The following is a 21,062-nucleotide window of genomic DNA, read 5'->3' on the forward strand; positions in this document are numbered from 1 at the left end:
CAGTCTTAGTCTTTAAGTTGGGAAGGATATGGAAATCTCGCTCCGGGGGCGCACCGCCGCGGAGTCAAACCTGTGTTGCAAAAGAGTATATGACACGCACTAAGGATAGGAGACATCAAATGAGCGTGCAGAAGAAAGTGTGCCTGAGTGTCAGCCCAACGAAGGAGAGGAGAAGTTGTACGTTGTTTTTTGTATTCCAAGCGCTGAAACCATTCACCAGGGATTTGGCGCGCATTATACGCTGATTTTAAGATAAAAGGAAAATGGAAACAGCGTTTCAAAAATAATCTGTGCAGATTCACATAAGTTTGTTATCAAGGCGTTAAGGCATAATGACAACTTATGGCGGCAGGTGCCTGACCTGCCGCGTTTTGCTTATTTTTGCAGCGCCTGGCTGAGGTCGGCAATGAGGTCTTTCTGATCTTCAATCCCTACTGACAGGCGGATCAGCTGCGGCACAATGCCGTTTGCCAGGCGTTGTTCCAGCGGAATTGACGCGTGGGTCATGCTGTAGGGCTGGCTCACCAGACTCTCCACGCCACCCAGGCTTTCCGCGAGGGTGAACAGCTTCAGGTTGCGGATCACCTCGGTGGCGCGTTGCGCATCGCCTTTCACCACGACAGAAATCATCCCACCGGGCAGCGCCATCTGCGTGCGGGCAAGCGAATATTGCGGATGCGACTCCAGGCCCGGATAGAAAACTTTTTCCACCAGAGGATGCTGCTCCAGCCATTGCGCAATCGCCAGCGCGTTGGTGCTGTGCTTTTCGACGCGCAGCGCAAGGGTGCGGATACCGCGCAGGGTCAGGAAGCTGCTAAACGGATCCAGTACGCCGCCCACCGCGTTTTGCAGATAACCCAGCTTATCCGCCAGTTCCTTGTTGTCCCCGACAATCGCCAGCCCGGCCACCACGTCAGAGTGGCCGTTCAGGTATTTGGTGGCGGAGTGCACCACGATATCGAAACCTGATTCCAGCGGACGGTGGATCACCGGCGACGCGAAGGTGTTATCCGCCACGCTGATGACGTTATGACGTCGGGCAATTTGCGCAATGGCCGCCAGATCTGCCAGCTTCAGCAGCGGGTTGGTTGGCGTTTCGACCCATACCATGCGGGTTTCCGGGCGAATGGCGGCCTCAAGCCCGGCTAAGTCGTCCGGTTTAACCCAGCTGACCTGCAGGCCGGTGCTGCGCTTGCGCACGTTTTCAATCAGGCGATACGTCCCGCCGTAAACGTCATCAATGGCGACAATATGGCTGTCTTTATCGAGCAGTTCGAGCACCGTGGAGATGGCCGCCAGACCGGAGGCAAACGCGTAGCCGCGCGAGCCGCCTTCCAGTTCGGCGATGGCGGTTTCCAGCGCGTGGCGAGTGGGGTTGCCGCTGCGCGAATACTCATAGCCGGTATGCTCGCCGGGTGACGGTTGCGCAAACGTCGAGGTGGCGTAAATCGGTGGCATCACCGCGCCATGCTGGTCGTTGAACTCGCCGCTGTGTACGCTCAGGGTAGCCAGGTTTTTCATCATTTATTCCTTTATTGCTGAAGACGGTTGCGCCAGGCGGTCAGGACGTCGCTGCGCGTGATCAGACCCAAAAAACGGTCGTTGTCATTAATAACGGCCACCAGGCCACGGTCGAAAATAGCGTTCAGGGCGCTCTCAGGGGCGTGTTTATCGAGGAACTCCACCTGACGCGTCATGGCTGCAGTCACCGGAAGGGCGAAGCGATCGCCATCGCCGCTGATATGCCGTAGCAGATCCCACTCGTCGATGATGCCCACGACTTTGCCGTTCTCCAGCACCGGAAGCTGGGAGATGTCATACAGACGCATGCGCGCCAGTACGGTGGAAAGCGTGTCGTCCGGGGCGGCGGTGACGGTGGCACCTTCATCGTGACGCAGGGCGATATAGTCGGAGAGATCGCCGGCCTGAGGGCGCGTGATGAGCCCCTGCTGACGCATCCAGTCGTCGTTGAACATCTTCGAGAGGTACTTATTGCCGCTGTCGCAGGCAAAGGTGACCACGCGTTTCGGCGTGGTCTGCGCCTGGCAATATTTCAGCGCGGCCGCCAGCAGCGTGCCGCTGGAGGAGCCCGCCAGAATGCCTTCCGTTTTCAGCAACTCGCGCGCGGTGGTAAAGGCTTCGCGGTCGGTAATGCGCCAGGCGCGATTCACCCCTTCGATGTGGGCCAGCGGCGGAATAAAGTCTTCGCCAATCCCTTCAACCAGCCATGAGCCTGCATCGTGGTAGCGTCCGGTTTCCACCTGGTCGGCCAGAACCGATCCGGCCGGGTCTGCCAGAACAAACTCCGTATGTGGGGAATGTTCAGCAAACCACGCCTGCAACCCCCCCAGCGTACCGCCAGAGCCCACGCCGACCACAATGGCGTCGATGCGCCCATCAAGCTGCTCAAACAGTTCCGGCGCCGTAGTGGTGCGGTGCGCCAGCGGGTTGGCTTCGTTATTGAACTGGTCGATGTAAAACGCGCCGGGCAGCTCGTTGGCCAAACGCTGGGCGTAATCCTGGTAATAGGCGGGGTGGCCCTTGTTGACGTCGGAGCGGGTCAGCACCACCTGAGCCCCCAGCGCGCGCAGGTGGAAAATCTTCTCGCGGCTCATTTTGTCCGGCACCACCAGAATGAGCGAGTAGCCTTTCTGCGCGGCGATCAGGGCCAGGCCGAGTCCGGTATTGCCCGCCGTCGCTTCAATAATCGTGCCACCCGGCTGCAGCTGGCCGGTACGCTCCGCTTCATTGATCATCGACAGCGCGACGCGATCCTTAATAGAACCGCCCGGATTCTGGTTTTCCAGCTTCAGGAACAGCGAGCAGGGACCGGTATCAAGCTTATGCAGCTGGATAAGCGGGGTACGACCAATCAGTTCAGTGACGGAGTGATAAATCGTCATGATGTTTTCCTTTCTGGATGTCATGACGGGATGATAGGGCGGTGAAATTTTCTCAATAAAGAACCATTCACTGCCCTTTAGAACGGAAAGGAATATAAATGCTATTTTTGGAAGTCAGGATAGCAAGACGTAAAGTTGTCTGGATGTGAGGATGGCTATATCGGGATAAAGTGCTGCAAAAATGACCACTTTTTCAGAGAGGCAGCCATCGAATATGCGTATGGCAGATAATCATTGCTGAAAATGATCTAAATGCTTTCCACCCGTTAAATTCGCTATTTATTCCCTAAAGTTATAACACATTCTTTTTTGTTCATTTAAAACCTGATAACGCCTGTTTACTATCGTTTGGACATCCATACTGCTAAACCGCCATGGGCGGAACGGATAACGAATAAGAATGATTGTACTGAGCAATATTTCGAAGGTTTTCGACAACGGAAAGGTGGCACTGACAGCCGTTGATAATGTCAATTTGACGATAGCACAGGGACAGATTTACGGGATTATTGGGTACAGCGGTGCCGGGAAAAGTACGCTTATCCGCCTGCTGAACGGTCTGGAAAAACCCAGTACCGGCAGCGTAACCATCAACGGGCAGAATATTTCTGCCGCTAAGGGCGAAGCCTTACGTCAGGCGCGTCTGAAGATCAGCATGGTGTTCCAGCATTTCAACCTGCTCTGGTCGCGAACGGTTAACGAGAACATCGCCTTCTCGATGCAAATCGCAGGCGTGCCTAAAGCCAATATCAAGGCGCGCGTTGCTGAGCTGGTGGATCTGGTCGGCCTGAAAGGGCGCGAGAATGCGTACCCGTCCCAGCTGAGCGGCGGGCAAAAACAGCGCGTGGGCATTGCGCGCGCGCTGGCCAATAACCCGGACGTGCTGCTCTGCGACGAAGCCACGTCGGCTCTTGACCCACAGACCACCGATCAGATCCTCGATCTGCTGCTGGATATTAACCGTCGTTTCAAACTCACCATCGTGCTGATCACCCACGAGATGCACGTGGTGCGCAAAATCTGCGACCGCGTGGCGGTGATGGAAAATGGCAAAGTGGTGGAAGAGGGCGACGTCCTGAGCGTTTTCACCCATCCGCAACAGCCAATCACGCAACAGTTTGTTCGTCAGGTGAGCCAGTACGCCGAGGAAGAGACCTTCAATGCTGAGCTGGCAAATGAACTGGAAGGCACGGTTATCAAGCTGACCTTTACCGGACACAGCACGCATAAGCCTGTCGTCGGTGAATTAACGCTGCGTTATGGCCTGCCGTTTAACATTCTGCACGGAAAAATGACGCAAACCGCCCACGGTGTTTTCGGGCAACTCTGGGTGCACGTGGTGGCATCTGATGAACAACTTAACAATATCCTCGCCGACCTGCAGCACAGCGATATTGAAGGCGAGGTGATTAAACATGGCTGAGGATCTCTTTCCGCATCTGAAGTGGGACCAGCTGTGGGCAGCAACCCAGGAGACGCTGTACATGACCGCACTCTCCGGCGTGGCGACCTTTGTTCTGGGGCTCGTGCTCGGTCTGGCGCTGTTTTTAACCGCGCGCGGCGGTCTGTTCCATAACCGAACGGTCTACAGCGTGATTTCGATTGTGGTGAACGTGTTCCGCTCTATTCCGTTCATCATCCTGATTGTATTGCTGATCCCGTTCACGAAAACCATCGTGGGGACCATCCTTGGCGCCAACGCGGCACTCCCGGCGCTGATTGTGGGTGCAGCACCGTTCTACGCTCGCCTGGTGGAAATCGCCCTGCGTGAAGTGGATAAAGGCGTTATAGAAGCAACGCGCTCGATGGGCGCACGACTGAGCACGTTAGTGTTTCGGGTTTTACTGCCGGAATCATCACCTGCACTGGTTTCAGGTATTACGGTGACGCTGATTGCGCTGGTGAGCTACAGCGCAATGGCGGGGGTGATTGGCGCAGGCGGTTTGGGAAATCTGGCTTATCTGGAAGGATTCCAGCGCAACCATGGTGACGTCACGCTGGTGGCAACGGTGACCATTTTAATCATCGTTTTCATTATCCAGTTCTGCGGCGATGTCATTACTTCACTGTTAGACAAAAGATAATCTCTAATAACACACAGGAACCATCATCATGAAAAAGACACTGACACTGATCGCCGCAGCAACCCTGAGCGCCCTGAGCTTCGCCTCCTGGGCTGACACGCTGACCGTAGGCGCGTCCAACACGCCGCACGCCGAAATTCTGGAGCAGGCAAAGCCGATTCTGGCGAAGCAGGGTATCGACCTGGAGATTAAACCGTTCCAGGACTACATTCTGCCGAACACCGCGCTGGCGGGACGTGACATCGATGCGAACTATTTCCAGCACATTCCTTACCTGAACAGCGTGCTGAAAGATCATGCGGGCGATAAGGACTACGATTTTGTCAGTGCGGGCGCGATCCACATTGAGCCAATCGGCATCTACTCTAAAAAATACAAGTCTCTGAAAGACCTGCCGGAAGGCGGCAAGATCATCATGCGTGACGCGGTTTCCGAAGAGGGCCGCATTCTCTCTATCTTCGAGAAAGAGGGCGTGATCAAGCTGAAGCCGGGCATTGATAAAGTGACCGCGCGCATCAGCGATATCGTCGAAAACCCGAAAAAGCTGCAGTTCACGCCTAACGTTGAAGCTTCTCTGCTGCCGCAGATGTACAACAACGACGAAGGCGCTGCGGTGGTGATCAACGCCAACTACGCGATTGATGCAGGTCTGGACCCGGTTCACGATCCGATTGCGGTAGAGAGTGGTGAAAATAACCCGTACGCCAACATCATTACCGTACACCGTGGTGATGAGAAGAAAAAAGATATCGTTGCGCTGGTGAACGTCCTGCACTCCAAAGAGATTCAGGACTGGATCCGCACCAAATATAAAGGCGCGGTCATTCCTGTAAACAACTAATTAGCTGATTTTACAGATGAAGCCCGGCGAGTCTCTCGTCGGGCTTCTTTTTTGTATCCAGCCGATGAATCATTTAAGCTGACGCTTTAGGGCAATGGAGTGAAGGCAATGGGCAATGTGACCAAAGACGAAGCGCTGTACCAGGAGATGTGTCGGGTGGTGGGCAAGGTCGTTCTCGAAATGCGTGATTTAGGACAGGAGCCAAAGCATATTGTCATTGCCGGTGTGCTGCGAACCGCGCTGGCGAACCAGCGCGTCAAACGCAGTGAATTGACAACCGAAGCGATGGAAACGGTGGTTAAAGCGCTGGCCGGGTAATACGCCAGCGCTTCGCAAGTTGCTCAAGAGAGCAGCACAGCAGGTAGTAAACCACTCCCGTAAAGATAAAGATGGCCGCCGGGTAGATTTGCACCCGGTTGTTCACCTGGCCCGCCACGGTGGTCAGTTCAGGTACGTTCACAATAAACGCCAGCGACGTATCCTTCAGCAGGCTGATAAATATCCCCACCAGAGACGGCAGAATATTGCGCATCACCTGCGGGAGCAGCACGCGCCCCAGGGTTTGCTGCGTGCTGAATCCCTGAGTCAGTGCCGCTTCATATTGCCCGGCGGGCAACGCGTTTAGCCCGGCGAGTACCGAATGCATGACCGATGCCGCCGTGAACCAGGCCAGCGCCAGCGTCACGGTGAGGGCGCCAGGCAGATCGCCGCCGGTAATCAGCGGCAGCAGATACCACATCCAGAAAATCACAAAGATGAGCGGAATGCCGCGTATCAACTCTGCCCACAGAAACAGCGCCTTACGCCCAAGCCCGGGATAGCGCCACGCGGCGCACGCCAGCGCAATACCGCAGGGCAGAGCAAGTATGGCGGCACCCGCGGCCATCAGCAGTGAGAGCAACACGCCGCCGGGTTCACCCGCAGCTGCCCGTCCCCACAGCAGATAATCCAGGTTATCAGCAATCACGTTAAATCCGGCAATCATGCGGAGTCCTCCCTGCGCGGGGGCCGAGTCGCGTCAGTAGCATACCCATAAGCACGCCGGTAAGCAGATACAGTGCGGTTCCCACGGTAAAAGCCTCCAGCGCGTGCGCGTTGTAGCTTTCGATCTGCCGCACCTGATAGGTGAGTTCGGCAAAGCCAATGCCGCTGGCGAGAGAGGAGAGCTTCATCAGGTTGAGATACTGACCGACGACAGGTTGCCAGGCATTCGCCAGTCCTTGCGGCAGCAGAATATAGCGAAATAACCGCCAGGCAGAAAACCCCTGCGCCAGCGCCGCCTCCCGCTGTCCGTTGGGGACGGAACGCAGCCCGGACTCAATCTCCTCAATCAAAAAGGCCGAAGTGAACACCCCCAACCCCCAGGCAGAACATAAAAACTCAGGAGTGAACCACCAGACGTCGCCGGGCAAAATCGACCAGGCGTGATCGGCATTCACGACGTCCCGAAACCCGAGCGGTAGCCCGTTCCATGCGGCGAAGTACCAGAACAGAAGCTGCACCAGCAGCGGCGTGTTGCGAAACAGCGAGACCCAGCCGCTGACGACGGCATGACCGAACCCTCCTGCGGAGAGGCGAAGCAGCAAAAAAAACAACGCAAGCAGGGTGGCAAGTACCACGCCCGCGAGCGTGACCCACAGCGTGGTGAGAAAACCGGATAATATCCACTGCAGGGGCTGTCCGGTCAGCACTCCCTGCCAGTCGAGCGCGGGCATTACAGCGGCTCCTGGTGAAGCGGGTCGAGCACTTTTTGCAGGAACCGCTTGGCGCGCGGATGCGACGGCTGGCTGAAAAATTGCGCAGGCGGGGCGGTTTCGAGAATTTGCCCGCCGTCGATAAAGACGATCCGGTCAGCAATCTCCCGGGCAAACTGCATCTCGTGCGTTACCACAATCATGGTGATCCCACTGTGGGCGAGGGCTTTCATCACGTATAACACTTCGCCAATCATCTCCGGATCCAGCGCGGAGGTGGGTTCATCGAACAAAATGATTTGCGGCGACGAGGCCAGCGCGCGAGCAATCGCCACGCGCTGCTGCTGGCCGCCGGAAAGCTGCGCAGGAAAATGATGGGCTTTTTCCCGCATCCCGACCTTTTCCAGTAGCGCCAGCGCGCGCTCCTGGGCAGGCTGCGGCTTCCAGCCGTGCACATGCTCCAGCGCCAGGGTGATGTTCTGGCTGGCGGTGAGGTGGGCGTAAAGGTTAAATTGCTGGAACACAAAACCGACGCGGCTGCGTAACTGGCGCAGGGCCGCAGCGGCAAGCCGGGCGGTGGGTTTGTCATCAATCAGAATATCGCCGTCACTGAGGGTTTCAAGCTGGTTGATAAGACGGATCAACGTCGATTTCCCTGAACCGGATGGACCGAGGATCGCCACCACTTCACCCGGAGAGATGCTGAGGTTAATGCCTTTTAATACCTCGTGGTCGCCGTAGCGTTTAACGACGTCACGAAACTCGACGCTGGCCTGTTCCAGATGTGAAAAATCCGCGGCACCGGCCGCGGAGTGTGAAAATAAACCTGAGAGCATATTACTGGGCTTCTATTTTAAAGGCGCGAGGCTGTGGAGCAGGCGTGTTTGGGCCAAACCAGACATCGTAAATTTTTGCTGCCTGACCGTTTTCCTCGAGATTAACCAGCTCATCGTTTACGGCTTTCAGCAGCGCCGTTTCGCCTTTTTTCACCCCAACGCCAATCTCTTCCTTGCTGAGCAAATCGGGCAGGATTTTAAAGTTCGCTTTATCCGGGGCCTGTGCCAGCAGGCCTGCAAGAATCGTGCTGTCCTGGGTGATGGCCTGCACGTTGCCGTTGCGCAGCGCCGTCAGCGCCAGAGGAATGTCATCATAAGAGAGCACGCGAGACTGCGGGAAACGCTGGTGCAGCGCCTGCTCGCCCGTTGTCCCTTTCACCGCACCAATGCGTGCCCGGCTGTATTCATCCAGCTGATCGGGTGATTTAGCGGGCACCAGGAACTGTTGTCCGGTCACGAAATAGGGGGTGGAGAAATCAATCACCTGTGCGCGTTCCGGGGTGATAGTGATATCCGCCACGATCAGATCTGCTTTACCGGACTGCAGCAGCGGAATTCGGTTCGCCGGATTGGTGGCAACCAGTTCAAGCTTCACGCCGAGTGATTTTGCCAGGGCTTTGGCAAAGTCCACGTCGTAACCCACGATTTCGTGCGTCTTTGCATCAATCGAGCCAAACGGCGGGTTGGCGTCAAAGGTGGCGACTTTCACCACCCCTGCGGCCTTAATATCCGCCAGCTGATCGGCCTGTGCCTGCGCTGAAAGCAGGCTCCCGGCTGCCAGTAACCCCAGAACCAGTGTCCGTTTGTTAAACCCTTTCATTTTTGCTGCCATAGTCATACGTCATCCCGTCGTTTTTTGTTTTGTCCTTCTACGCTCCCATAAGCGAAAGCTATCGCCAAATAAGAAATCGTTCTTTGCTATAAGCAAAAAAGCATTAGTGAACAGGGTGTTATGAACAGGTAAATGAAAGGGGGCGCTATTTGCAGATACTGCACATGAACAGACGATATTGGTATTTCCCACGCGCTGAATTTGAGTGTTTAACTTAGGTCAGGCAAAGCGAAGAGGGGTAAAGACAATGAAAAAATGGATAAGCACGTTACGGCGGTTTTTTGCGACCCGGCGGGTCAATGCGGAGAACAGCGCGCAACGGGTTCTTGAGTCGATACTGCCCGTCGCCAGCCTGTATGGCGTGGACGTTGCCAACATCGATCCGGAGTGGTTCTATGATAAAACGTCACGCTGAATTGCGCCGGACGCGCGAAATGTACTGGAATGAGCTGTGCGCGTTTTTGTTATGACAATCGTTAACTGTTAATGTGACAGGATGTAAAAACCTGCCAGTTAACGGAATGAAAAACACACTGTTCACGCGCGCCATCATTGTTTGGATCACCGTCTGCTTTGTCAGCAGTATCCTGCTCTATGCCGAACAAATCCGCCGTCAGTTCTGGGAGCGCGACCGGGAGTATTCGACGCTCTTTTCTGAGATTAGCGCAGTCCTTACGCAGAACGAGTCTGTATTGCCTCTACTGAGCGGTAATGAAGATATCACGGCACTGAATAAAAAATTCCCCCATCTTCTTGCGCTGGAAAAAACAACCGGACGCGCGCTGGACGCTGTCCGCGTTGAGCCCGCCAGCGATCAACAATACTGGCTCTACAATCCCTGGCGACAAATCCGTGTACGGGTTGATCTTGCCCCGCTACTCAATACGCATCATGCCTTTGAGCGCATCGAAGTCTATTATTCGAAGCGTAGCGAACCACACACTTCAGATGCCTTCTGGCACTGGGCACGCCCCTTCCCACAGGTAACGCAACCCTTCGTGCTTTCAGCCGATGCTCAGCCGGACTGGCTCGGTATTCAGTGGTTTATTTTCCTGGCAGTGTTTCTTGGATGGGGTATGGTCATTGCGGTGGGCAGCGTGGTGCTCTGGCAGCGCAAGGCGAGACGAGATGCAGAGCAGCGCGCCTTGTATTACCAGCATGCCCGACTCAACACGCTGGGGGAGATCACGGCGGGTATAGTCCATGAGATCAACCAGCCGCTCACTGCCGTGCAGAGCTGGATCCAGGGCGCGCAGCGACAGCAAAAGCTGGACAATCCACAGGCAGTGTCCCAGGCACTGGCAGCAGCGCTGGTGCAAACACAGCGTATCAGCGCCCTGTTAACCCGTTTTCGTGAACACGTGGTGCAGGAGAAAGTGACGCTGCGCGAAACCGACCTGGCGCAATGCTGGCAGCAGGTTGTGAATTTACTGGAGCACGAGAGACGCGCTGAACATATCATCGTCATCCATGCGTTTACACCGGAGGCAACGACGGTCCTGGCTGACAGACTCTGGCTTGAGCAGGTACTGCACAATCTGCTTAGCAATGCGATTCAGGCTCAACAGGCGAACGCGCAGGGCTGGGTGCGGATCGAAAGCCGGAAAGACGCAAATGGCATTCAGGTCATCGTGACGGATGGCGGCCCCGGTTTTAGCCCGGAGGCGCTAGAGAATGCCTTTATGCCGTTTTACAGCGGCAGAGAAGAGGGAATTGGCCTGGGGATGACCTTAACGGAGTCACTGATGACGCGCATGAACGGATCGATTACGCTGGGTAATTCGCCGGAAGGGGGCGCGCGGATCGTCCTGCAACTGGCTAATGGAAAGGAGACGACGCATGGATAATATAATCTGGCTGATCGATGACGATGAATCCATCAGAGAGTCGATGGCATTTTTACTTTCGGGCATGGGCTGGGAAGTGAAGACATTCGGGAGTATCGACGCGTTTACCTCGGCCCATGTTAAGGACTCAACGCTCGTTGGCTGCCTGCTGCTGGATATGCGCATGCCGGGAAAAGGGGGGCTGACGTGGCTGGAAGAGGGCGAGTGGCCGTGGCCGCTGCTGCCGGTAATTATCATGACCGGGCACGGAAGCGTCGACGCCTGCCGCCGGGCGTTCCGTAACGGCGTCTTTGAGTTTTTCACCAAGCCGCTGGATGCGGACAAGCTTATCGAATCCGTGGGGCTGGCGTGTGAGGAGAGCCAGCGACGTTTCGCCGCCTGGCAGGCGATCTCACGGATAAAAGCGCGCTTTGAACAACTCACCGCGCGGGAACATGAGGTGTTGGCGGTATTGATGGAAGGGCTCAGCAATAAAGAGGTGGCGGCGCGGCTTAACCTGTCGCCGCGCACGGTGGAAGCGCATCGTGCAGCCGCGTTTGCCAAGCTGGGCGTCACGAGCCTGGTTCAGGCAAGCCGCGAGTACGATAAATTGCAATCCGTATAATTACCAGGTTGCGTGCGTAATCAACCGAATTACGCGTCGTTGGCTGTCCCGGTATCCTCGAATGGTCTTCAGTTATTCTATTCGAGGTTATGCAATGAAAAAGTTAATGATGGCGGCAGCGCTGGTCGCGGGTAGCGTAAGTCTGACTGCGCAGGCAGATTCAGTGAGCCAGAAAAATCTCTCCCTGGCGCAGGCCAATGCGCTGGCAAACTCTGCCGTTCAGGCGTGTCTGGCGAAGAACTATCAGGTTTCGGTTACCGTGGTTGACCGTGCGGGTGTGGTGAAAGCGGTACAGCGTACCGATAATGCGGGCCCACACACGGTCAAAGCCAGTGAAATGAAAGCCTTCACGGCGCTCAGCTCGAAGAATGCCTCAGGCAAAGTGATGGACGCTGCGCAGAATAACGCGGGCGCGCAGAATATGCGTGATATCCCAGGCTTCCTGCTGCTGGCGGGTGGCTTACCCGTTAAAGAGGGCGATGAGGTGATCGGGGCGATTGGTATCGGCGGGGCGCCGGGCGGTCATCTGGATGAAGCCTGTGCTCAGGCAGCCATTGACGGGCTGAAGAAGTAACATAAAAAAAGCACCGGCTTTACCGGTGCTTTGCAATCAGATCTTGCAGGCGTCGCCGCAGTCATCATCGGCAACCATCGCCTGCGCTTTTTTGTCTGCGTCGTCCAGACGTTCGGCGTTACGCTCTTCTGCTTCATCCAGTCCGTTAAAGACCAGGTTATCGAGATCAATTTCCATGTGGCACCTGCTATGTTCAGTTTTTGATACTGGCACAGTATAGGGCAAAAAAAACCAGGAATGTACCTCGCAGCACATAAGGATAATCCCTGCCATACTCAGTGCGTTGTCACTGAGGAAAGCACATGATTATACTCTGTAAAGCCTGCGGGACCTCGTATGCGTATCAACCCAACAGATGCCCTGTCTGCGAGGATGAACGCCAGTATGTTCCAGTTACCGGGCAGGCGTGGACCGAACTCGAAACCGTCACTGCCGCGCATACCAACAAATGGCAGCAGCTGGAACCGCAGCTCCTTAGCATCAAAACGGTGCCCGCCTTTGCTATCAATCAACGGGCACTGCTGCTGCGTACCCCGCACGGCAATATTTTGTGGGATTGCATCGCCAACCTCGACGCGGCAACCCGAACGCTGATCGCCGCGCTCGGTGGGATCAGTGCCATCGCTATTTCACACCCTCACTATTACACCACCATGCAGGACTGGGCGGAGACGTTTGACGCGCCGGTGTATCTTCATGCGAGCGATCGGGAGTGGGTTATGCGCGACAGTCCAGCCATTCACTTCTGGCAAGGCGAAACGCTGGAGATTGTCCCCTCCGTGACGTTGCTGCGTCTCGGCGGCCACTTTGCGGGCGGAACGGTGCTGCACTGGCAGGAGGGCGAAGGGGCTTTGCTGGCGGGGGATATTCTGCAGGTCACTCCTGGGAAAGACGCTGTTTCGTTTATGTGGAGCTATCCGAATATGCTTCCGCTACCCGCCCACACCGTTGCGTCCGTCACCCGTTGCCTTGAGGGCAGAAAATTTGAGCGTCTGTATGGCGCGTTCGAGGGGCAGAACATCCTGACAAACGCGGACGATATTGTGCAGCGGTCGGGCCAAAAATATATTGCTTGTCTGAAGTAAAGCACGGTGGGTAAACTTTACGAGTGTGATCGCGATCATACCTAAACTACAACAGATAAAAGAGAAATTGCTATGCAACATATCATTGAAGGTTTTCTCAGCTTTCAAAAAGAGATTTTCCCGCAACGTAAAGAGCTCTTCCGCAGTTTAGCGTCCAGCCAGAATCCCAAAGCGCTGTTCATCTCCTGCTCCGACAGCCGACTGGTGCCAGAACTGGTCACGCAACAAGAGCCAGGACAACTCTTTGTCATTCGTAATGCTGGCAATATTGTGCCGCCGTTCGGACCAGAGCCAGGCGGCGTCTCCGCCACGATCGAATACGCGGTTGTGGCGCTGGGCGTGACCGACATCGTGATCTGTGGCCACTCTAACTGCGGTGCGATGAAAGCGATTGCCGATAATGCGAACCTCGAGCCGATGCCTGCGGTCTCCCACTGGCTGCGCTACTCTGATGCGGCTAAAGCCGTGGTGGAGAAGAAATCCTGGGACCAGCCAATCGATAAAGTAAATGCGATGGTGCAGGAGAACGTGTTTGCGCAGCTGAGCAACATTAAGACCCACCCGTCCGTCGCGGTGGGCCTGCGCAATAATTCCATCCGACTGCACGGCTGGGTGTACGACATTGAAAGCGGTGACATCCGCGCGCTGGATAAAGCGACGAAAACCTTTATCTCTCTTTCTGAAAACCCGGAGGTTTTCTTCGAGTAATCAGACCGTTCAGGGCAGGGAGGCCCTGTCAGTTATCCATAAAAGGTAACTTTCTGCGCGTAACCGACGCAGGTTTATTTGCTGCTTTTGCCATTGCCTCCCCAATCTCTGCGCACTCTGTCAGCCCCTGGACAAACGGTCGGTCGTGCATCAGCCACGGTATCGCACCAAAGGCAATACGTCCGCGAAGCGTATCGGGCGCCAGCAACGTGTAATCTTCACCAACATCGGGTATGTCGTCGCCTGTCGTTTGTAGCAGTTTACGCAAGGACGGGAAGGGTAAATCTTCTGTCTTGAGCGGTTTCTGCCCGCGCGCGTCAATAAAGACGTCGAAGCGGTAGCGGTTCTCTTTGGTGGTAATGACCGTTTGAGCACTACCGATATCCAGAGCGTAATCCTCACCCAACGCCAGTACGCTTATGATCCCCGCCTCGCGCAGGGCAAGCAGCCTGCGAATAGACTGAGGGGGGATGGCGGCATAGTTATCAATAAAAACGCGCTCCAGCCCGGCTTTGAACCGCGCTCTGTCCTTTTCGTTCAGGGCGGGTACGATTTCTGCAACGATCTCGTGCAGGCGAAGTACGGTATACCGCCAGGCCACGGTGCGCCGTTCGCGTTTGTTTCGCTCGACCTCTTTGAGATTCTCCTCCGCCCAGGTAAAGGGACCGTGCTGTTTACGCTCTTCAAACCACGCATCGCGAAGGCTGTCGGCATCCTGTTGCCTCAGCGATATGGCCTTGCACCACGCCGGATCGGCGAGTTCAAGCTCTTGAACCATCAGGGCAAAGATGCGGTCCAGCAAGCCGTCGGCTCCCCTGGCAATCTCAGTTTGAACCACGCATTCGGTCAATACCGACAGCGGCTCATAAGGAATCGGGCAGTAAAAATCGGCCTCTGGCAAAATGCCGGTCCGGGACATCAGGACAATTTTTAGCGCCTCGCTTCCTTTATCCAGAATGAACGCGTCGTCCACAAACTCACCATGCTGCATCACCACCGCCATGGCCGCGTCCAGACCGCTCAAAGACGTTCCCATAATGCCAACCTTGCAGGGGGGGATTTCGGCATCCATGAGTCCTGACCACGGGCTTGGGAAGAACGTACGCGTGGCTTCATCTTCGTCTGGCCATACGTGGCCGGTGGCGATCACCGCAAGGTCGAAGCGTTCAGGAAAGGCGCTGTCGTTGACGGAAAGCGTGACGCCTTCTTTCGTGGGTACGATATCGGTAACCCGGGCGGATTCATGGACATCAACCTGAAATCCCCGTTTTTTCGCCTCTTTTACGATTGACCGAAAGCTGTCGCGGAAATATTCACCCAGCAGGAGCCGGGGCAGGAACTGCCGGTCATGCAAACGGGCTTTATCAACCTTAAAGCGCGCCAGATGGGCTTCGCTCTGGTCCTTAAGCCAGTCGAGGTAGGTCATGAAAATAGGCGGAATTTCAATGCTTGCGATGTTCGCCAGCATCAGACGAGAGTTTTCGTCGTCGTTATAGGGCATACCCACGCCAGCTTCATCAGCTTGTTCAAAGACGGAGACCGAAAGCGGCTGCGGGTTTTTAAGAAGTGCGTAAAAGGTGTAAATCCCTGTTGGGCCGGAGCCTATAATCGCGATTTTCTTCATCGACGTTCTTCCTGCTTTTTTGTCATGAGAAAAGCGTAGCAGGAGAATAATTAAGAAATCAGGAGATTGGGATAATTCAGAACATAAAGAGAGGATTTGCACCATTTCAGGACTGAAATGGTGCGTCCGAGTGGACTCGAACCACCGACCCCCACCATGTCAAGGTGGTGCTCTAACCAACTGAGCTACGGACGCAGAATGGTGCGTTCAATTGGACTCGAACCAACGACCCCCACCATGTCAAGGTGGTGCTCTAACCAACTGAGCTATGAACGCAACGTGTTGTCGGCGACAACGGGGACGAATATTAGCGGCACAGCATCGTTGAGGCAAGAGGCAAAACGCATTTTTCTCTCTGATTTCACGCGATTGCTTCATTACCGCGCAAAGTGAAGAGAAAGTAGCCGCCAGCTGGCGGCCACTGCCTGTTTAACGTGCGGCGCGTTGCAAAATGACCGTGGAAGGCTGGCGTTGCAGAAAACGCATACGCAGCATCATCATGATGGCCGCAGAGGTCAGACCGATGATAAAGCCCATCCAGAACCCTGCCGGACCCATGCGATCAACCACCAGATCGGTAAGCGCCAGGATGTAGCCTGTCGGCAGTCCCAGTACCCAATAGGCGATAAACGTAATAAAGAAAATAGAACGCGTGTCTTTATATCCGCGCAGCACGCCGCTGCCAATCACCTGGATGGAGTCAGAGATCTGGTAAATCGCGGCCAGCAGCATCAGGTGTGATGCCAGGGTGACGACTTCCGGATTGTCGTTGTAGAGCAGGGCAATCTGCTCGCGTAATGCAACGGTAAAGAGCGCCGTACAAACGGCCATGCACACACCGACGCCCAGCCCGGTTCGGGCGGCCGTTTGCGCATCCAGCGTTGAACCCTGGCCCAGACGGAAGCCTACGCGAATCGTCACCGCCGCGGCCAGCGACATCGGCAGGACGAACATCAGGGAACTGAAGTTCAGCGCAATCTGGTGTCCGGCTACATCAATAATGCCCAGCGGGGAAACCAGCAGAGCCACAACGGCAAACAGGGTCACTTCGAAGAACAGCGCCAGTGCAATCGGCAACCCTAGCTGCACCAGACGTTTCATGATGCTCCAGTCCGGGGTGCTAAATCTGTTCTCGTTGCGAATATCGCGCATGGAACGGGCGCGTTTTACAAAGATGACCATTGAGAAGAACATCACCCAGTAAACGGCTGCAGTCGCCACGCCGCACCCGACGCCACCAAGCTCCGGCATGCCGAAGTGGCCGTAAATAAAGATGTAGTTCACCGGAATATTCACCAGCAGACCGATAAAGCCCATCACCATACCGGGCTTGGTTTTTGCCAGACCTTCACACTGGTTACGTGCGACCTGGAAAAAGAGGTAGCCAGGCGCGCCCCAGAGCAGGGCGCGCAGATAGCCCACGGCTTTATCGGCTAAAGCCGGGTCGATGTTATGCATCGCGCGGATAATATGCCCCGCGTTCCAGAGCACCACCATAATCAGCACGGAGACAAAGCCAGCCAGCCAGAAGCCCTGACGAACCTGATGAGCAATACGCTCGCGTCGTCCCGAGCCGTTTAGCTGAGCAATAACCGGCGTGAGTGCCAGCAGCAGGCCATGACCAAAGAGAATGGCCGGCAGCCAGATCGAGGTGCCAATTGCAACGGCGGCCATATCGGTGGCGCTGTAGCCACCCGCCATTACCGTATCCACAAATCCCATTGCGGTCTGGGCCACTTGCGCGACGATCACCGGTATTGCCAGTGCCAATAACTGACGCGCTTCAATCATGTACTTCTGCACGTGAACACCTTTTGTATTGTTGTTATATGAGAGACTAAAAAAGCCGCCGAAACGGGCAGCAAGAAGAAAATGCAGGGGGATAGCCAGCTATTGTAGCGGGGTTTATCTAATTATCTAGTGAAAAAATCGCCAGAAAATGCGCTCCGCTGGCAACCTGTTTTTCCAACTGTTATTGTGGAGGGATTAAACGGTGTCACCACCGTCCGGAAAAAACAGGAGTTGTAAGCATGTTTACTGGCATTGTGCAGGGCACCGCCAAAGTGGTGTCTATTGATGAAAAACCCAATTTCCGTACTCACGTGGTTGAGCTGCCGGAATATATGCTCGACGGCATAGAGACCGGCGCCTCGATTGCACATAACGGCTGCTGCCTGACGGTGACCGAAATTAACGGTAACCAGATTAGCTTTGATTTAATGAAAGAGACGCTGCGTATCACCAACCTGGGTGAACTGGTGGTGGGGGATACCGTCAACGTTGAGCGCGCGGCGAAGTTCAGCGACGAGATCGGCGGCCATCTGATGTCGGGACACATCATGACCACCGCCGAGGTCGCAAAAATTGTTACCTCGGAAAATAACCGTCAAATCTGGTTTAAAGTTCAGGATCCGGCATTAATGAAATACATCCTGTATAAAGGATTTATTGGTATTGATGGGATTAGTTTGACGGTCGGAGAAGTGACGCCGACGCGCTTTTGCGTGCATTTAATACCCGAGACGCTGCAGCGCACAACGCTGGGCGCAAAAAAACTGGGGCATCGCGTGAATATCGAAATCGATCCGCAAACTCAGGCGGTAGTGGATACCGTTGAACGTGTCCTGGCGGCAAAAGAGGCGGCGATAATAAAAGCCGTTGAGGAAGAATAAAAAACAACCCCGGATATCCGGGGTTATTTTTTAGCGTGCGACACGTAATCCGTGTTCAATGCCGCGACTGAAAACAACCTGCCAGAGCTGAATATCCCGCGCACGGAAAGCACCCGCACAGGCATTCAGATAATAGCTAAACATGCGTTTGAACCGTTCGGAATAGTTGTCTGCAATCTCGGGCCAGGCTTCCTGAAAACGTGAGTGCCATGCCATCAATGTGGTGTCGTAATCCGCGCCGAAGTTATGCCAGTCTTCAACAATGAAGTGGGACTCGCTGGCGTTAGCAATCTGGCGCACGGACGGTAAACAGCCATTCGGAAAGATGTATTTATTGATCCACGGGTCCACGTTATTGTCGGTGCGCTTAGAACCTATGGTATGGAGCAGGAAAATACCGTCAGGCTTCAGGTTTCGGTCGGCAACGTCAAAATAGGTTCTGTAGTTTTTCGGACCCACGTGCTCGAACATGCCAACGGAAACGATGCGGTCGAACTGTTCGTTCAGGTCGCGGTAGTCCTGAAGTCGAATATCTACATCCAGATCCTGGCAACGTGTCTGAGCCATTTTTTGTTGTTCAGCTGAAATCGTCACGCCCACAACGCTGGCACCGTAATGCTTCGCCATGAAATACGCCAGACCGCCCCAGCCGCAGCCGATATCAAGCACGCGCATACCCGGTTTTAGCTGCAGTTTCTCGCAGATTAGACGCAGTTTATCTTGCTGCGCCTCTTCAAGCGTTGTGGCCTTTTTCCAGTAGCCGCAGGAATATTGCATTAAGGGATCCAGCATACGGCTGAACAGGTCATTACCAAGATCGTAGTGCTCTTTACCGACGATCCATGCCCGCTTTTTACTCTGCAGATTGAACAGGCGGGCGGAGGCGATACGCAGCGTGTCTTTGAAGTGGCGGGGGAGCTGATTTTCAAGACCGGCGCGTAATACGCTGGAGAAAAACATGTCCAGCCGTTCACACTCCCACCAGCCGTCCATATAGCTTTCGCCGAGACCTAACGATCCCTCTTGCAAGACGCGTTTAAAAAAATCGGGATGTTTGACCTGCGGATCGGCGGGGGAGGACCCATTAATCGTGATGCCCGCACGTCCCAACAGTTCACTGACGATCCGGGACCAGTTATCGTCCGGAACGCTGACTTCTTCTATACACGATGAACTCATAGCTTCTCCATCACCTTGCTGTGATCAGAACCTTAAAACAGCGTAGACGCTTTTTTGGGTTTGTGAGAAGTCTCACGGTAAATGCCCGCGAGGCTAATATCCGACGTAGAACAGAGGAAGGGAGATAACCCTTGCCGAAAAGCCTTCCATGGTAAAACGGGAGCACTCCGGCTCCCGTTAACACTTAATATTTATCGTATTTCATCGAACCAAATTTAGTATAGGCCTCAAAATTTGGTGATTCAATAGAAAATTCTTAGCAACCTAATCACTGTGTCTTAACATAATTTCTGGCGCGATTATGCGTGCGACGTTTCTACCTGCTGACGCGCATTCTGCTCGCGCTGTGCGGAAAGCTGCATACGGTAGCCAAAGGCAGCCAGCGCAACGGTCACCAGCATCACACTGGTGGTCGTCAGGAGCGGCGTGGAAATCAACGCAGAGACCACCAGACTTGCCAGGAAGCACAGACCCAGCTGTAACGTGTTCTGCAGCGCGGCGGCGCGTCCCGTCGCCTGTGGGAACGGACGTAACGCCTGCGCGACTACGATTGGGTAAATAGCACCGTTAGCGACGGCCATGACGCAGAACGGAATCAAAATTTCTGTCAGGCCCGTACCCGGAATAAACCCGACGGCCCAGGTGCCGAAAACGCTTAACGCGAACAACACCAGTAGCCAGGGCAGCATCTGCTGGCCTTCCCACTTCTGCAGCGCTGCGCGACAGCCGTAGCCGCCGACCAGGAAAGCAATGGTCTGTGGAACATAACTCAGGCCGATTGCCGCCGGGCTGTATCCCATATCGTGCAGAATGAACGGCGAGCCAGTCAGCCACGCGAAGAAACTGGCGGAACAGGCCGCGTAAATCAGGACGTTACCGCGATACGCTTTTGAACGCAGCAGCGAGGCAAAGGTAATCGGCTTCGCGTCAGGATGCGTCTCTTTTTTATGCGCAGGCTTGAGGAAAAACGCAGGCAGCATCAATACCAGCGTGATGGCAAAGAGCGTAGCGAAAATCGCCTGCCAGTCGAAATGGGCCAGGATCCAGCTTCCGAGCAAAGGTGCAAGGGCAGGCGAGAGACCGACCAGCGGCATAATGGTGGCGAAAATTCGGTTAGTGCGTGATGCCGGGTAATAATCGGTCACCAGCGCCTGCCAGGTCACCGCTGCAGCACAGACGCCAACGGCCTGAATGAATCGCAGTACCAGCAGCCAGGTGGCATCGCGTACCCACAGCATGCCCAGACAGCCCACGGCAAAAATAGCCAGACCCAGCAGCAGCACCGGTTTACGACCAAAGCGGTCGGAGAGTGGTCCCCAGAGCAGTTGCGCGAAGGCAAAACCGGCGAGGAACAGGCTCAGGCTGGCGCTGATAGCGGCTGCGGGGGTTTGCAGATCTTCCTGCATCGCGGCAAATGCCGGCAGATACATGTCGGTCGCTAAAAAGCCCAGCACGCTTAAGCCGCCGAGCCAGACCAAAAATCCTTTCCTGGGTTGCATTATTTTATTCTCCTGAGGAGGCAGGTGTACGTTGGCGCAGAGTGTAGGGAGTGCAAAGCGGCTTGTGAAACGCTAATATT

23 protein-coding genes and 2 tRNA genes are annotated in these 21,062 nt (G+C 55.1%); 11 read left to right on the plus strand and 14 right to left on the minus strand.

Translation table 11 applies throughout. The features are described 5' to 3' along the window. Positions 1-5: 5 nt before the first annotated feature. From ynhH to N2K86_RS09375, 3 genes are all read right to left on the minus strand, one after another. Positions 6-302: a protein YnhH gene (gene ynhH, locus N2K86_RS22685; RefSeq protein ID WP_419716694.1), complete on the minus strand. Its 297-nt coding sequence runs from the start codon at positions 300-302 to the stop codon at positions 6-8. Positions 303-375: 73 nt separating this feature from the next. After that, the gene (locus N2K86_RS09370) at positions 376-1,521 is read right to left on the minus strand and encodes a trans-sulfuration enzyme family protein (RefSeq protein ID WP_260661656.1); all 1,146 of its coding nucleotides are present in this window, start codon (positions 1,519-1,521) and stop codon (positions 376-378) included. Between the two features lie 11 nt (positions 1,522-1,532). Next, the gene (locus N2K86_RS09375; protein ID WP_260661271.1) at positions 1,533-2,903 is read right to left on the minus strand and encodes a pyridoxal-phosphate dependent enzyme; all 1,371 of its coding nucleotides are present in this window, start codon (positions 2,901-2,903) and stop codon (positions 1,533-1,535) included. Positions 2,904-3,303: 400 nt separating this feature from the next. On the opposite strand from N2K86_RS09375, the gene N2K86_RS09380 reads away from it, so the two are divergent. The 4 genes from N2K86_RS09380 (at position 3,304) to fumD (ending at position 6,146) form a co-directional block, all read left to right on the plus strand. Continuing rightward, a complete protein-coding gene (locus tag N2K86_RS09380; RefSeq protein WP_089599778.1) occupies positions 3,304-4,326 on the plus strand; it encodes a methionine ABC transporter ATP-binding protein in 1,023 nt (340 codons plus the stop codon). Then, positions 4,319-4,987: a methionine ABC transporter permease gene (locus N2K86_RS09385; RefSeq protein WP_163329006.1), complete on the plus strand. Its 669-nt coding sequence runs from the start codon at positions 4,319-4,321 to the stop codon at positions 4,985-4,987. The genes N2K86_RS09380 and N2K86_RS09385 overlap by 8 nt, the downstream gene beginning before the upstream one ends. Positions 4,988-5,015: 28 nt before the next feature. Further along, positions 5,016-5,828, plus strand: coding sequence for a MetQ/NlpA family ABC transporter substrate-binding protein (locus N2K86_RS09390; RefSeq protein ID WP_010430254.1), 813 nt, complete (start codon positions 5,016-5,018; stop codon positions 5,826-5,828). 108 nt (positions 5,829-5,936) lie between these two features. Then, on the plus strand, positions 5,937-6,146 hold the full coding sequence (gene fumD, locus N2K86_RS09395; protein WP_008500615.1) for a fumarate hydratase FumD: 210 nt from the start codon (positions 5,937-5,939) through the stop codon (positions 6,144-6,146). On the opposite strand, the gene N2K86_RS09400 is transcribed toward fumD, so the two are convergent. The 4 genes from N2K86_RS09400 to N2K86_RS09415 are packed head-to-tail and all read right to left on the minus strand — an operon-like array spanning position 6,127 to position 9,190. Then, positions 6,127-6,813: an amino acid ABC transporter permease gene (locus N2K86_RS09400; protein WP_260661272.1), complete on the minus strand. Its 687-nt coding sequence runs from the start codon at positions 6,811-6,813 to the stop codon at positions 6,127-6,129. The two genes, fumD and N2K86_RS09400, sit on opposite strands and share 20 nt — an antisense overlap. Then, a complete protein-coding gene (locus N2K86_RS09405) occupies positions 6,797-7,543 on the minus strand; it encodes an amino acid ABC transporter permease (RefSeq protein WP_260661273.1) in 747 nt (248 codons plus the stop codon). Before N2K86_RS09405 ends, N2K86_RS09400 begins: the two co-directional genes overlap by 17 nt. Continuing rightward, the gene (locus N2K86_RS09410) at positions 7,543-8,358 is read right to left on the minus strand and encodes an amino acid ABC transporter ATP-binding protein (protein ID WP_260661274.1); all 816 of its coding nucleotides are present in this window, start codon (positions 8,356-8,358) and stop codon (positions 7,543-7,545) included. The genes N2K86_RS09405 and N2K86_RS09410 overlap by 1 nt, the downstream gene beginning before the upstream one ends. Before the next feature lies 1 nt (position 8,359). Then, the gene (locus N2K86_RS09415) at positions 8,360-9,190 is read right to left on the minus strand and encodes an ABC transporter substrate-binding protein (protein ID WP_260661657.1); all 831 of its coding nucleotides are present in this window, start codon (positions 9,188-9,190) and stop codon (positions 8,360-8,362) included. Positions 9,191-9,437: 247 nt separating this feature from the next. On the opposite strand from N2K86_RS09415, the gene N2K86_RS09420 reads away from it, so the two are divergent. The 4 genes from N2K86_RS09420 (at position 9,438) to N2K86_RS09435 (ending at position 12,215) form a co-directional block, all read left to right on the plus strand. Next, positions 9,438-9,605 (plus strand): hypothetical protein, encoded by a 168-nt coding sequence (locus N2K86_RS09420; RefSeq protein ID WP_185805585.1) that lies wholly within the window; start codon positions 9,438-9,440, stop codon positions 9,603-9,605. A 106-nt stretch (positions 9,606-9,711) separates the two neighbouring features. Next, entirely contained in the window at positions 9,712-11,037 is a 1,326-nt protein-coding gene (locus tag N2K86_RS09425; RefSeq protein WP_260661275.1) for a sensor histidine kinase, read from the plus strand. Beyond that, a complete protein-coding gene (locus tag N2K86_RS09430) occupies positions 11,030-11,641 on the plus strand; it encodes a response regulator transcription factor (RefSeq protein ID WP_260661276.1) in 612 nt (203 codons plus the stop codon). Before N2K86_RS09425 ends, N2K86_RS09430 begins: the two co-directional genes overlap by 8 nt. Positions 11,642-11,735: 94 nt before the next feature. Continuing rightward, positions 11,736-12,215: a GlcG/HbpS family heme-binding protein gene (locus N2K86_RS09435; protein WP_260661277.1), complete on the plus strand. Its 480-nt coding sequence runs from the start codon at positions 11,736-11,738 to the stop codon at positions 12,213-12,215. A 36-nt stretch (positions 12,216-12,251) separates the two neighbouring features. Here the strand turns inward: N2K86_RS09435 and N2K86_RS09440 are convergent, their stop codons facing one another. After that, a complete protein-coding gene (locus N2K86_RS09440) occupies positions 12,252-12,392 on the minus strand; it encodes a hypothetical protein (RefSeq protein WP_010430278.1) in 141 nt (46 codons plus the stop codon). 125 nt (positions 12,393-12,517) lie between these two features. On the opposite strand from N2K86_RS09440, the gene N2K86_RS09445 reads away from it, so the two are divergent. Both N2K86_RS09445 and N2K86_RS09450 read left to right on the plus strand, forming a co-directional pair. Next, positions 12,518-13,300 (plus strand): MBL fold metallo-hydrolase, encoded by a 783-nt coding sequence (locus tag N2K86_RS09445; protein ID WP_260661278.1) that lies wholly within the window; start codon positions 12,518-12,520, stop codon positions 13,298-13,300. Positions 13,301-13,372: 72 nt separating this feature from the next. Further along, positions 13,373-14,008, plus strand: coding sequence for a carbonic anhydrase (locus N2K86_RS09450; protein WP_010430283.1), 636 nt, complete (start codon positions 13,373-13,375; stop codon positions 14,006-14,008). Between the two features lie 28 nt (positions 14,009-14,036). Here the strand turns inward: N2K86_RS09450 and N2K86_RS09455 are convergent, their stop codons facing one another. From N2K86_RS09455 to mdtK, 4 genes are all read right to left on the minus strand, one after another. After that, positions 14,037-15,632, minus strand: coding sequence for an FAD-NAD(P)-binding protein (locus N2K86_RS09455; protein ID WP_260661279.1), 1,596 nt, complete (start codon positions 15,630-15,632; stop codon positions 14,037-14,039). Positions 15,633-15,750: 118 nt separating this feature from the next. Next, a tRNA-Val gene (locus tag N2K86_RS09460) sits at positions 15,751-15,827 on the minus strand. A gap of 4 nt (positions 15,828-15,831) precedes the next feature. Next, positions 15,832-15,908, minus strand: a tRNA-Val gene (locus N2K86_RS09465). Between the two features lie 153 nt (positions 15,909-16,061). Beyond that, positions 16,062-17,435: an MdtK family multidrug efflux MATE transporter gene (mdtK, locus tag N2K86_RS09470; RefSeq protein ID WP_260661280.1), complete on the minus strand. Its 1,374-nt coding sequence runs from the start codon at positions 17,433-17,435 to the stop codon at positions 16,062-16,064. A gap of 227 nt (positions 17,436-17,662) precedes the next feature. Between mdtK and N2K86_RS09475 the strand changes: the two genes are divergently transcribed. Continuing rightward, a complete protein-coding gene (locus N2K86_RS09475; protein WP_010430291.1) occupies positions 17,663-18,304 on the plus strand; it encodes a riboflavin synthase in 642 nt (213 codons plus the stop codon). Between the two features lie 30 nt (positions 18,305-18,334). Here N2K86_RS09475 and cfa read toward each other — a convergent pair whose 3' ends face one another. Together cfa and punC are read right to left on the minus strand one after the other, a co-directional pair. Continuing rightward, positions 18,335-19,483, minus strand: coding sequence for a cyclopropane fatty acyl phospholipid synthase (gene cfa, locus N2K86_RS09480; protein ID WP_260661281.1), 1,149 nt, complete (start codon positions 19,481-19,483; stop codon positions 18,335-18,337). A 299-nt stretch (positions 19,484-19,782) separates the two neighbouring features. Beyond that, on the minus strand, positions 19,783-20,982 hold the full coding sequence (punC, locus tag N2K86_RS09485; RefSeq protein ID WP_260661282.1) for a purine nucleoside transporter PunC: 1,200 nt from the start codon (positions 20,980-20,982) through the stop codon (positions 19,783-19,785). Between the last annotated feature and the right edge of the window lie 80 nt (positions 20,983-21,062).

Source organism: Enterobacter mori, assembly GCF_025244905.1.
In the GTDB taxonomy this organism is placed as follows: domain Bacteria; phylum Pseudomonadota; class Gammaproteobacteria; order Enterobacterales; family Enterobacteriaceae; genus Enterobacter; species Enterobacter mori_A.

Bases quoted from the DNA above. Each gene is read 5' to 3' on its own strand.
- N2K86_RS09370 (WP_260661656.1), bottom strand. From the start codon at position 1,521: ATGAAAAACCTGGCTACCCTGAGCGTACACAGCGGCGAGTTCAACGAC.
- N2K86_RS09375 (WP_260661271.1), bottom strand. From the start codon at position 2,903: ATGACGATTTATCACTCCGTCACTGAACTGATTGGTCGTACCCCGCTT.
- N2K86_RS09380 (WP_089599778.1), top strand. From the start codon at position 3,304: ATGATTGTACTGAGCAATATTTCGAAGGTTTTCGACAACGGAAAGGTG.
- N2K86_RS09385 (WP_163329006.1), top strand. From the start codon at position 4,319: ATGGCTGAGGATCTCTTTCCGCATCTGAAGTGGGACCAGCTGTGGGCA.
- N2K86_RS09390 (WP_010430254.1), top strand. From the start codon at position 5,016: ATGAAAAAGACACTGACACTGATCGCCGCAGCAACCCTGAGCGCCCTG.
- fumD (WP_008500615.1), top strand. From the start codon at position 5,937: ATGGGCAATGTGACCAAAGACGAAGCGCTGTACCAGGAGATGTGTCGG.
- N2K86_RS09400 (WP_260661272.1), bottom strand. From the start codon at position 6,813: ATGATTGCCGGATTTAACGTGATTGCTGATAACCTGGATTATCTGCTG.
- N2K86_RS09405 (WP_260661273.1), bottom strand. From the start codon at position 7,543: ATGCCCGCGCTCGACTGGCAGGGAGTGCTGACCGGACAGCCCCTGCAG.
- N2K86_RS09410 (WP_260661274.1), bottom strand. From the start codon at position 8,358: ATGCTCTCAGGTTTATTTTCACACTCCGCGGCCGGTGCCGCGGATTTT.
- N2K86_RS09415 (WP_260661657.1), bottom strand. From the start codon at position 9,190: ATGGCAGCAAAAATGAAAGGGTTTAACAAACGGACACTGGTTCTGGGG.
- N2K86_RS09420 (WP_185805585.1), top strand. From the start codon at position 9,438: ATGAAAAAATGGATAAGCACGTTACGGCGGTTTTTTGCGACCCGGCGG.
- N2K86_RS09425 (WP_260661275.1), top strand. From the start codon at position 9,712: ATGAAAAACACACTGTTCACGCGCGCCATCATTGTTTGGATCACCGTC.
- N2K86_RS09430 (WP_260661276.1), top strand. From the start codon at position 11,030: ATGGATAATATAATCTGGCTGATCGATGACGATGAATCCATCAGAGAG.
- N2K86_RS09435 (WP_260661277.1), top strand. From the start codon at position 11,736: ATGAAAAAGTTAATGATGGCGGCAGCGCTGGTCGCGGGTAGCGTAAGT.
- N2K86_RS09440 (WP_010430278.1), bottom strand. From the start codon at position 12,392: ATGGAAATTGATCTCGATAACCTGGTCTTTAACGGACTGGATGAAGCA.
- N2K86_RS09445 (WP_260661278.1), top strand. From the start codon at position 12,518: ATGATTATACTCTGTAAAGCCTGCGGGACCTCGTATGCGTATCAACCC.
- N2K86_RS09450 (WP_010430283.1), top strand. From the start codon at position 13,373: ATGCAACATATCATTGAAGGTTTTCTCAGCTTTCAAAAAGAGATTTTC.
- N2K86_RS09455 (WP_260661279.1), bottom strand. From the start codon at position 15,632: ATGAAGAAAATCGCGATTATAGGCTCCGGCCCAACAGGGATTTACACC.
- N2K86_RS09475 (WP_010430291.1), top strand. From the start codon at position 17,663: ATGTTTACTGGCATTGTGCAGGGCACCGCCAAAGTGGTGTCTATTGAT.
- cfa (WP_260661281.1), bottom strand. From the start codon at position 19,483: ATGAGTTCATCGTGTATAGAAGAAGTCAGCGTTCCGGACGATAACTGG.
- punC (WP_260661282.1), bottom strand. From the start codon at position 20,982: ATGCAACCCAGGAAAGGATTTTTGGTCTGGCTCGGCGGCTTAAGCGTG.